The following is a 10,723-nucleotide window of genomic DNA, read 5'->3' on the forward strand; positions in this document are numbered from 1 at the left end:
CCACAGTCACCGTGCGCGGCGGCGAGGTGGTGGTCTCGGACGGGCCGTTTGCGGAGACGAAGGAGTGGATCGCGGGCTATGACGTTATCGCATGCGCGGATCTCGACGAGGCCATCGAAGTGGCGTCGAAACACCCGATGGCACGGTTCGGCAAGATCGAGATCAGGCCCGTATGGCCGCTCGGGCTGTAGCCGCCCGGCCGGAGCGCGACGCTGATGATGCCAGGACTGACGGCTTGGAACCGGGGCTGACAGGGGCGCGGGCCGCCCTCGAGGCTGCCTCCGTCAATGAAACCGCGCTCCTCACAGCCACCCTGATCCRCATCACCGGCGACTGGACCCTCGCCGAGGACTGTGTCCAGGATGCGTTTGCTCGCGCCCTCGTCGACTGGCCGGAGCGGGGAGTCCCCAGGAATCCGGGGGCGTGGCTGACAACCGTGGCCAAGAACCGGGCGATCGACCGGATGCGGAGTGCGGCCAGTGAAAAGAGGGCGGTCCGGGACCTGGCGGTTCTTGCCGAGCTCGAGGTGGCGGCAACCGAGGGCGGCAGCGATACGGCGGCCGACGACGACCGGCTGCGGCTGATCCACACCTGTTGCCACCCGGCCCTGCCGCTCGAAGCCAGGGTGGCATTAACGCTGCGCACGGTCGCGGGGCTGACGACGGCTGAGATCGCACGGGCGTTCCTGGTCTCGGAGGCCACCATGTCGAAAAGGCTGGTCCGGGCCCGGGCCAAGATACGGAACGCCGCAATACCGTACCGGGTGCCGCCGCCCGAGCTAATCCACGAGCGCACTAGCGGGATACTGGCCGTGCTCTACCTCATGTTCAACGAGGGCTATTCGGCCACCGGCGGGGACGCATTGGGCCGCGAACCCCTTGTCCGGGAAGCGATCCGCCTCACCCGCCTGCTGGTTGCGCTGCTGGAGGGCGCCCCGCAAGAACCCGAGGCTTTGGGTCTCCTGGCGCTAATGCTGTTCCACCACGCCAGGCGCAGGACACGCACCGACGCCGCCGGGGACCTGGTGACGCTGGAGGATCAGGACCGCGGATCCTGGGACCGGGCGGCGACGGCGGAGGCGGTGGCGCTGCTGGCCGCTGCCGACCGGGTTGGCGTGGCCCGCCGGACCGGGCCCGGGAGCTACCGTGTCCAGGCCGCCATCGCCGAGTGCCACATGACGGCCCCCGATGCCGGGAGTACCGACTACGCACGAGTGGCCTTGCTGTACGAGGATCTTGCGCGGATTGCCCCGTCCCCGGTCATTGAGCTCAACCGCGCCGTCGCCGTCGCCATGGCCCAAGGACCGGCGGCGGGGCTCGACCTCATCGACCGGCTGGACCAGGCACGTTCGCTCGAGGGGTACTACCTCGTGCCGGCCGCGAAAGCTGACCTCCTGCGCCGCCTCGGCAGAAGGACAGAGGCCAGCCGGGAGTATCAGCGGGCCCGGGACCTCGCACCGTCCGAGGCGGAACGCCGCTACCTCAGCAGACGCCTGGCCGAAACCAGCACAGGGCCTGCGCGGCCATTTGAATCCGACCCGACCAAGCGCCCGGCTGCCGCCGGGAAGGAGAGAAAATGAAACACCTCTTGCTCATCCAAAACAACGTTGAGACCTGGAACGAACTCCCGACGTCCGAGATCGAGGCCATTATGCGGGCCCACGCTGCCGTGCAGCAGGAACTCCGGGCGACCGGAGAGTTTGTCGAGGCCCATGAGCTCGGCGAAGAAGCCAAATTCGTACGAAATAACTCCGGTACTTACAGCGTGACCGACGGTCCGTTCATAGAGACGAAGGAAATCGTCGCCGGGTATTACATTGTCGACTGCGCGGACATGGGCCGCGCCGTGGAAATCGCCGCCAAGTTCGGAGAGGCGAGGCTGTGGCCGATCGAGGTACGCCGAATCGACCCCTGACCTAAGCTGGTCGACGCCGTGCGTCCCGGCGTCGACCGCGGGCGGGAGGCATACTGTGAACATGAAATTCACAACGACCATCCAGGGCAGCGATACCAAGGCGGGCATCGAGGTCCCGGAGGAGATCGTCCGTGCACTCGGTGCCGGCCGGCGCCCACCGGTGGTCGTGACCATCAACGGGCGAAGCTACCGCAGCAGCATCGCGGTGATGGGCGGCCAGAACATGGTGGGGGTCAGCGCGGCCAACCGCGAACTGACCGGCACCGCCGCCGGGGACACTGTGGAGGTGGACATCGCCTTGGACACGCTGCCGCGGGTCATCGACGTCCCCGAGGACCTCGCCGCCGCCCTGGACGCGGAACCCCAGGCGAAGGCCTTCTACGCGACGCTGAATTACAGCGCCCAGCGGCGCTACGTCGAGCCGATCGCAGACGCCAAAACGGCAGAAACCCGATCCCGCCGGATCGCCAAGATCGTCACCGACCTCAAGGCCGGCAAGAAGTAGCCCAGGCTTTGGCGGTTGCCGGCAGTTGCCGGCGGTTGCCGGCGGTTGCCGGCAGTTGCCGGCGGTTGCCGGGGAACGAGGGGCCGCCCGGGCGGCCGGTTGTGTCGTGGCCTAGTGTTAAGGGCGGACGAAAGTTCAGCACCCTTATGATTCACGGAGAGGCGATGATGGCCAAGCGCAGCAACCCGGCAATGAGAATTGCCCAGAAGACCGCCCACAGCGCAATGTTCGACGCCGACGGCAAGCCCAAACCGGGCGTCCACAACATGCTTCTGCGCGCGGTGGAAATCCAGCGGCCGCTGGTCCTCGCGAACCTGCGCCGGCTGCAACGGAAGCACCCGCACGCCCCCGCGGCGCAACTCGCCGCCATCCTGGAACGCAACTACCTGGCGGCGGTCACCGGCGGCGGCGCCCTCGTCGGCGGCTCCGCAGTCATCCCCGGTGTCGGCACCGTGGCCGCCCTGGGGCTCTCAGCCGCGGCGACTGTCGGCTTCCTGGAGGCCACCGCCCTGTACGCAACCTCGCTCGCGGAACTCCATGGCGTCCGGATGGTCGATCCCGAGAGAGCCAGCACCCTGGTCATGGCCATCATGCTCGGCGAGGAAGGCACCGCGCTGCTGAGTTCCCTCAGCGGCCAAGCGGCCGGCCGAGGCTCCGGGCCCACGCAGGCCTGGGGCACGCTGTTCGCGCGCCGGGGCCCGCTGATCGGCTTCGGCTCCGTGCGGCAGCGGATCCAGCACGCCTTCCTGCGAAACCTGCTCAAGCGCCAGGGCACCGCTTTGCTGGGCCGGGCGCTGCCGTTCGGCATCGGYGCGGTGGTCGGCGGCGTCGGCAACCGGATAATGGGGCGCGCCGTCATCGACAACGCCAAGGAAGCCTTCGGCGACCTGCCGGAAACCATCCCCGGGGAGCTGACGTCCGGCACGGCCGGCGAAGCCGCTGGGGCGGACGCGGACCGGGCGATCCTGGCGGGGAACCCGGCACCGAAAGGCGGTACCTATGGATCTGAACGCTGACCTTGGGGAGTCCTTCGGCTCCTGGACCATGGGCGATGACGCGGCGATGTTCCCGCTCGTCACCAGCGCAAGCGTGGCCTGCGGTGTGCACGGCGGTGACCCCGTCACCATGCTCGACACCTGCCGCGGCGCCTACGAATTCGACGTCAAGGTTGGCGCCCACCTGGGCTACCCCGACCTGGGCGGCTTCGGCCTCCGGGCCATGGACATGACCTTCGACGACTTGTTCGGGTCGGTCCTTTACCAGCTCGGGGCGCTCGACGGCGTGGCCCACGCCGTGGGTGCCTCGGTGGACTACGTCAAGCTGCACGGCGGCCTCTACGACCGCACGGTGCACGACGCCGAACAGGCTTCGGCCGTCGTCGCCGCTGTCCAGGCCTACGACCCGGGACTGCCGATCCTTGGCCTGGAGGGCTCGGTCCTGCTGGCTCTCGCCCGGGAGGCCGGCCATCCCGTATTCCATGAGGCGTTCGCCGACCGCGCCTACCTCCCGGACGGCACTCTGGTGCCCCGGCTGGAGGAAGAATCGGTGATCGAGGACCCCGACGAGATCGTCGAACGGGCGCTCCGCCTGGCCCTCAAAGGCGAAGTCCTAGCCGTTGACGGAACCGTCGTCAGGCTCACGCCCCATTCCCTGTGCCTGCACGGCGACACCCCCGGTGCGGTGGCCGCGGCCACCGCCGTCCGCGCCGCGCTGGAGCAGGCCGGGGTGGAGTTGGAGTCTTTCGCCTAGCAACACCCCGGCCGGACCACGCGCGCTAGGGCAGGTCATACGGCCCTATCCGGGCCTGATGCAGGCCCATAACTTGAGGGGATGACTGCCGGAGGCTCTGCGGGGTTGGACGGACCCGCCTCGGATGCGATGTTGAAGCTGGGCCGATTCTTCACGAAATGGGACCAGACCGACGACGGAAGGGCGGTGTTCCGGGAAGGCGGACGCAAGGGCGACATCTTCTATCGGGACCGCTGGAGCCACGACAAGGTGGTCCGCTCCACGCACGGGGTGAATTGCACCGGGTCCTGCTCTTGGAAGGTGTACGTCAAGGACGGCATCATCACTTGGGAATCCCAGCAGACCGACTACCCCTCCGTGGGCCCGGACAGCCCGGAATACGAGCCGCGGGGCTGCCCCCGCGGCGCGGCCTTCTCCTGGTACACCTACTCGCCCACCCGGGTCAGGTTCCCGTACGCCCGCGGCGTGCTCGTGGAAATGTACCGGGAGGCCAAAGCCCGGCTGGGCGATCCGGTGCTGGCCTTCGCGGACGTCGTGGGCGACCCGGAGCGCCGCCGCCGCTACCAGCAGGCCCGCGGCAAGGGCGGCCTGGTCCGCGTCTCCTGGCAGGAGGCGATCGAGATCGCCGCCGCCGCGCACGTCAACACGATCAAGACCTACGGACCGGACCGCTGCGCCGGGTTCTCACCGATTCCGGCGATGTCGATGGTCTCGCACGCGGTAGGGACGCGTTTCATCCAGCTGATCGGCGGGGTGATGACGTCCTTCTACGACTGGTACGCGGACCTGCCCGTGGCCAGCCCGCAGGTCTTCGGCGACCAGACGGACGTCCCGGAATCCGGCGACTGGTGGGACGCGCGCTACCTGATGATGTGGGGCTCCAACGTCCCCGTGACCCGGACCCCGGATGCGCACTGGATGGCCGAGGTGCGGTACCGAGGCACCAAGGTGGTCACGGTCAGCCCGGACTACGCGGACAACACCAAGTTCGCCGACGAATGGCTCCCCGCCCAGGCGGGCACCGACGCCGCGCTCGCCATGGCGATGGGCCACGTCATGCTGAAGGAATTCTTCGTGGACCGCGAGGTCCCGTTCTTCACGGACTATGTGAAGCAGTACACGGACCTGCCGTTCCTGGTCCGGCTGGAACGGCGCGACGACGGCGCCCTCACCCCGGGGAAGTTCCTCACCGCCCGGGACCTCCCGGCCGAGTCCCTGGCCGAGGACGCGGCCTTCCGCACCGTGCTGTACGACAAGGCGGCCCGCCGGCCCGCGGTCCCCAACGGCTCCATGGGGTTCCGGTACTCCGCCAGCGGCGAGGGCAAATGGAACCTGGACCTGGAAGGAATCGAACCGGCCCTGTCGCTCCGCGAGGTCTCCAAAAACAGCGCGGAAATCCTGCTTCCCTGCTTCGAGGACGCCGGCGGCGCCGGCAGCGTGCTGCGCCGCGGCGTGCCCGTCCTCGAGGTGGAAGGCCAACTGGTCACCACCGTGTTCGACCTGATGCTGGCCCAGTACGGCGTGGGCCGCGGCGGACTGCCGGGGGACTGGGCCGGCGGCTACGACGACGCGGCGACCCCCTACACCCCGGCGTGGCAGGAAGGGATCACCTCCGTCCCGGCGCAGGCCTGCATCCGGGTGGCCCGCGAGTTTGCCCGTAACGCCGAACAGTCCAAGGGCCGATCCATGATCATCATGGGTGCCGGCATCTGTCAGTGGTTCCACGGCGACGCCACCTACCGGGCCGTGCTGGCACTGGTGATGCTGACCGGCTGCATGGGCCGCAACGGCGGCGGCTGGGCGCACTACGTCGGCCAGGAAAAGACGCGGCCCGCCACCGGCTGGGTGTCCCTGGCGAACGCACTGGACTGGTCGCGGCCGCCGCGGACCATGATCGGCACCGGCTACTGGTACATGCACACGGACCAGTGGCGGCAGGACGGCTACTCGGCGGACGCGCTGAAGTCCCCGCTGTCCACCGGTGCCCTTGACGGCATGCACACCGCGGACGCGATGGCGCAGTCCGCGCGGCTCGGCTGGATGCCGTTCTACCCGCAGTTTGACCGCAATCCGCTGGACCTCGCGGATGAGGCGGAAGCCGCCGTCGCCGCTGGCACCGCATCCGACACACCGAGCTTCATCGCGGACGCCCTGAAGAACCGCACCCTGAACCCGGCGATCGAAGACGTGGACGCCCCGGAAAACTGGCCGCGGACCCTCGTGCTGTGGCGCTCCAACCTGTTCGGCTCCTCGGCCAAGGGCAACGAGTACTTCCTGCGGAACCTGCTGGGAACCCACAACAACGTGCTCGGCAAGGACCACGCCGAAGGCCTCAAGCCCCGGGACGTGAAATGGCACGAGCAGGCGCCCGAGGGGAAGCTGGACCTCCTGGTCTCCGCCGACTTCCGGATGACCTCCACCACGCTGCTCTCCGACGTGGTGTTCCCGGCAGCCACCTGGTACGAGAAGCACGACCTGTCCTCCACCGACATGCACCCCTTCGTGCACGCCTTCACCCCGGCGATCGACCCGCCGTGGGAAACGAAGACGGACTTCGACACCTTCCACCTGCTGGCCCAGGAGTTCTCCCGGCAGGCCAAGACCCACCTGGGCGTCCGCCGGGACCTGGTCAGCGTGCCGCTGCAGCACGACACGCCCGGCCAGCTCGCCCAGCCCGGCGGTGTTGTCCGGGACTGGCGGGACGCGGCCATTCCCGCTGTCCCCGGGCAGAACATGCCCATTTTCTCCGTCGTGGAGCGGGACTACACCGCCATCGCGGACAAGCTGGCCGCCGTCGGGCCGCTGGCCGACAAACTGGGCTTCACGGTCAAGAACGTCACCTACAAACTCGCCGGACCGCTGCAGCGGCTCAGCCGCTCCAACGGCGTGATGCTCGGCGGGGCGGCCGACGGCCGGCCGGCAATTGATACCGACGCGAAAATGGCGGAAGCCATCCTGGCCTTTTCCGGGACCACCAACGGCGCCCTGTCCGTGCAGGGCTTCAAGGATCTGGAGGTCCGCACCGGCCGGAAGCTGGCGGACCTCTCCGAGGGTTCCGAGGAAAAGTTCATCACGTTCGCCCAGACCCAGGCCGGCCCGGTGCCGGTGATCACCTCGCCGGAGTGGTCCGGCTCGGAGACCGGCGGCCGGCGCTACGCCCCGTTCACCATCAACATCGAACGGCTCAAGCCCTTCCACACCCTGACCGGGCGGATGCACTTTTTCCTGGACCACGACTGGATGATCGACATCGGCGAGGCCCTGCCGATCTACCGGCCGCCGCTGGACATGCACCGGCTCTTCGGCGAACCCAAACTCGGCCGGGACGGCGCCATGGAGGTGGTGGTCCGCTATCTGACGCCGCACTCCAAGTGGTCCATCCACTCCGAATACCAGGACAACCTGCTCATGCTCTCGCTGTCACGCGGCGGCCCGACCGTTTGGATGAGCCCGGCGGACGCGGCCGCCATCGAGGTCAAGGACAACGACTGGGTGGAGTGCGTCAACATCAACGGCGTCCTCGTGGCCCGGGCGATCGTCAGCCACCGGATGCCGGCCGGCGTGGTCTACGTCCACCACGCGCAGGAACGAACCATCGACGTGCCCAAGTCCGAGGCCACCGGACGGCGCGGCGGCATCCACAACTCCGTCACCCGGCTGCTGGTCAAACCTTCGCACCTGATCGGCGGTTACGCCCAGTTGGCCTACGCGTTCAACTACCTTGGCCCCACCGGAAACCAGCGCGACATGGTGGCCACCGTCCGCCGTCGTTCCCAGGAGGTGCAGTACTGATGCGTGTCATGGCTCAAATGGGCATGGTCATGAATCTGGACAAATGCATCGGCTGCCACACCTGTTCAGTGACCTGCAAGCAGGCCTGGACCAACCGTGCGGGCACCGAATACGTCTGGTTCAACAACGTCGAAACCCGTCCCGGGCAGGGGTACCCGCGCCGGTACGAGGACCAGGACAGGTGGCGCGGCGGCTGGGAGCTGAATAAGCGCGGCAAGCTGGTGCTCAAGGCCGGCGGCCGGGTCAAGAAGATGTTCGGGATTTTCGCCAGCCCGGTCCAGCCCGAACTCAAGGACTACTACGAGCCCTGGACCTACGACTATAAAACCCTCGTGGACGCGCCGTTGGGCGATGACTTCCCAGTGGCCCGGCCCAAGTCCCTGATCACCGGCGAGGACACCAAGATCACCTGGTCCGCGAACTGGGACGACGACCTGGGCGGCTCCACGGAGCACGGCCACCTGGACCCGGTCGTGGAAAAAATCCGGCGCGAATCCGAAGACAAGATCAAGTTCGCCTACGAGCAAACGTTCATGTTCTACCTGCCGCGGATCTGCGAGCACTGCCTGAACCCCTCCTGCATGGCCTCCTGCCCGTCCGGCGCGATCTACAAGCGGGTGGAGGACGGGATTGTGCTGGTGGACCAGGACCGGTGCCGCGGCTGGCGGCAATGCGTCACCGGCTGCCCATACAAGAAAATCTACTTCAACCACAAGACCGGCAAGGCCGAGAAATGCACCTTCTGCTACCCGCGGGTGGAGGTAGGGCTCCCGACGGTCTGCTCGGAGACCTGCGTGGGGCGGCTGCGCTACCTCGGGTTGTTCCTGTACGACGCCGACGCCGTCACCGCGGCGGCCGCGGTGACGGACCCGCAGGAGCTCTACGACGCCCAAATGGACGTCCTGCTGGATCCCAACGACCCCGCCGTGCAGGCGGATGCCCGGACCCAGGGGATCCCGGAGGACTGGATCGACGCCGCCCGGCGCTCGCCGGTCTATGCCCTGGCCAAGGTCTACAAGGTGGCGCTGCCGCTGCACCCCGAATACCGGACCATGCCGATGGTCTGGTACGTCCCGCCGCTCTCCCCTGTGGTGGACCTGCTGCGCGACCAGGGGCACGACGGCGAGGACGCCGGCAACCTGTTCGGTGCCATCGACGCGCTGCGCATCCCGGTGGAGTACCTCGCCGAACTCTTCACCGCCGGGGACACGGACCGCGTCACCGCCGTGCTGCGGAAACTCGCGGCCATGCGGTCCWTCATGCGCGGCATCAGCCTGGGCAACGATCCCGATGACTCGATCCCGGAAGCCGTGGGGATGGACAGCCAGACCATGTACGAGATGTACCGGCTGATGGCGATCGCCAAGTACGAGGAACGCTACGTGATTCCCAAGGCGCACGTGGAGCAGGCCCATGACTTGGAAGAGATGGGCTGCTCGCTGGACTTCGACGGCGGCCCGGGCATGCAGGACTCCTCCCCGTTCGGCGAGGCCAGCGGCCGGCCGGTCCCGGTGGCGGTGGAAACCTTCCACGCCCTCCGCGACCGGCAGACCACGGACGAGATGGGCTCCGGTTCCGGCCTCCATGGCCGGGTCAACCTGCTGAACTGGGACGGCCGCGGGGCGCCGCCCGGGCTCTTCCCGGGGCGGACCCCCGGTGGCGAACCGGGAACTCTCGCAGCGGCGGAGGACCAGCCGTGAGCCGGCGCGAGCAGGTGGTGTACATGGCGGCGGCCTGGTGCCTGTCCTACCCGGATGAGGATCTGCTGGATAAGGTCCCGCTCATGCGGGCCGCGCTGGCCGAGTTTCACGGCGCGGGGGAGGCCTTCGCCGAGGTGCTGGAGGTGCTGGAGTCCCGGCCGCTCATGGAAATCCAGGCCCATTATGTGCGCGAGTTCGACCTCGGAAAGCGGCACGCCCTGCATCTTTCCTACTGGACCGACGGGGACACCCGGCGCCGCGGCGAAGTGTTGGGCAACTTCAAGCAGACCTACCGGCAAAGCGACATCCTGGTGGACACCCACGGCGAACTGCCGGACTACCTTCCGATGGTGCTCGAATACGCCGCACTGGTGGACCTCGCGGCCGGCCGCGGCCTGCTGGGCCGGTTCCGGGCAAGTCTGGAGATGCTCCGCTTCGGCCTGCTCCGGGACAAGCTCCCGCATGCCAGCATCCTGCAGGCCATCTGTGCCACACTGCCCGGGAAATCGCCCGCGGACGAGCAAGCGGTGATGCGGATGGCCGGCTACGGGCCGCCCACCGAGGCGGTGGGCCTGGACCCGTACGATCCGCGCCTGCTGCCCGTGAAGGGGGCCTGAGAATGCAGGCATTCGAAGCCGCGGCCGGGTCCGCCGTCGAACTCTCCGCCCTGGACATTGTGCTCTGGGGCGTGCTGCCCTACGTCATGGTCGTCGTGCTGGTGGGCGGCCTCATCTGGCGCTACAAATATGACCAGTTCGGCTGGACCACCCGGTCCTCTCAGCTCTACGAGTCCAGGCTGCTCCGGATCGCCTCGCCGCTGTTCCACTTCGGCCTGCTCGCCGTGATCGCCGGGCACTTCTTCGGCCTCGTCATTCCGATGGCCTGGACCCAGGCGGCGGGCATGAGCCAGGAGTTCTACCACTTCAACGCCCTGTTGGTGGGCGGGATCGCGGGGGTGGGGACCCTCGGCGGGATCCTCCTGCTGATCTACCGCCGCCGTACCACCGGCCCGGTCTTCATGGCCACCACCAAGAACGACAAGACCATGTACGTGGTGCTGACG

Annotated in this window: 10 protein-coding genes; all 10 read left to right on the forward strand. The window is 68.1% G+C overall.

Annotated features, from left to right (window positions below):
• Positions 1-191 (forward strand): YciI family protein (locus AB4Y86_RS03885; RefSeq protein ID WP_441400252.1); only part of this gene is annotated, 191 nt, incomplete at its 5' end.
• On the forward strand, positions 173-1,579 hold the full coding sequence (locus AB4Y86_RS03890; protein WP_441400254.1) for an RNA polymerase sigma factor: 1,407 nt from the start codon (positions 173-175) through the stop codon (positions 1,577-1,579). The genes AB4Y86_RS03885 and AB4Y86_RS03890, both read left to right, overlap by 19 nt.
• Positions 1,576-1,914: a YciI family protein gene (locus AB4Y86_RS03895; RefSeq protein ID WP_441400256.1), complete on the forward strand. Its 339-nt coding sequence runs from the start codon at positions 1,576-1,578 to the stop codon at positions 1,912-1,914. Before AB4Y86_RS03890 ends, AB4Y86_RS03895 begins: the two co-directional genes overlap by 4 nt.
• 61 nt (positions 1,915-1,975) lie before the next feature.
• Positions 1,976-2,419, forward strand: a complete 444-nt coding sequence (locus AB4Y86_RS03900) for a YdeI/OmpD-associated family protein (protein WP_441400258.1) — start codon at positions 1,976-1,978, stop codon at positions 2,417-2,419.
• A gap of 167 nt (positions 2,420-2,586) precedes the next feature.
• Positions 2,587-3,435, forward strand: a complete 849-nt coding sequence (locus AB4Y86_RS03905) for a hypothetical protein (RefSeq protein WP_441400269.1) — start codon at positions 2,587-2,589, stop codon at positions 3,433-3,435.
• A complete protein-coding gene (locus AB4Y86_RS03910; RefSeq protein ID WP_441400260.1) occupies positions 3,419-4,168 on the forward strand; it encodes a LamB/YcsF family protein in 750 nt (249 codons plus the stop codon). Before AB4Y86_RS03905 ends, AB4Y86_RS03910 begins: the two co-directional genes overlap by 17 nt.
• An 81-nt stretch (positions 4,169-4,249) precedes the next feature.
• The gene (locus AB4Y86_RS03915) at positions 4,250-7,960 is read left to right on the forward strand and encodes a nitrate reductase subunit alpha (protein ID WP_441400262.1); all 3,711 of its coding nucleotides are present in this window, start codon (positions 4,250-4,252) and stop codon (positions 7,958-7,960) included.
• Positions 7,960-9,660 carry a nitrate reductase subunit beta gene (narH, locus tag AB4Y86_RS03920; protein WP_441400263.1) on the forward strand — a complete coding sequence of 567 codons (1,701 nt, stop codon included), beginning with the start codon at positions 7,960-7,962 and terminating at the stop codon, positions 9,658-9,660. Before AB4Y86_RS03915 ends, narH begins: the two co-directional genes overlap by 1 nt.
• Positions 9,657-10,277, forward strand: a complete 621-nt coding sequence (narJ, locus tag AB4Y86_RS03925) for a nitrate reductase molybdenum cofactor assembly chaperone (protein ID WP_441400265.1) — start codon at positions 9,657-9,659, stop codon at positions 10,275-10,277. Before narH ends, narJ begins: the two co-directional genes overlap by 4 nt.
• Positions 10,278-10,279: 2 nt before the next feature.
• Positions 10,280-10,723, forward strand: a 444-nt coding sequence (narI, locus tag AB4Y86_RS03930; RefSeq protein ID WP_441400267.1) for a respiratory nitrate reductase subunit gamma, incomplete at its 3' end; no start/stop codon positions are given.

The sequence above is a fragment of the Arthrobacter sp. 2YAF22_2 genome, from assembly GCF_052114645.1.
GTDB lineage: Bacteria > Actinomycetota > Actinomycetes > Actinomycetales > Micrococcaceae > Arthrobacter.

What these genes read in the sequence shown, in the direction of transcription:
- AB4Y86_RS03895 (WP_441400256.1), top strand. Translation starts at nt 1,576, where the DNA reads ATGAAACACCTCTTGCTCATCCAAAACAACGTTGAGACCTGGAACGAA.
- AB4Y86_RS03900 (WP_441400258.1), top strand. Translation starts at nt 1,976, where the DNA reads ATGAAATTCACAACGACCATCCAGGGCAGCGATACCAAGGCGGGCATC.
- AB4Y86_RS03915 (WP_441400262.1), top strand. Translation starts at nt 4,250, where the DNA reads ATGACTGCCGGAGGCTCTGCGGGGTTGGACGGACCCGCCTCGGATGCG.
- AB4Y86_RS03910 (WP_441400260.1), top strand. Translation starts at nt 3,419, where the DNA reads ATGGATCTGAACGCTGACCTTGGGGAGTCCTTCGGCTCCTGGACCATG.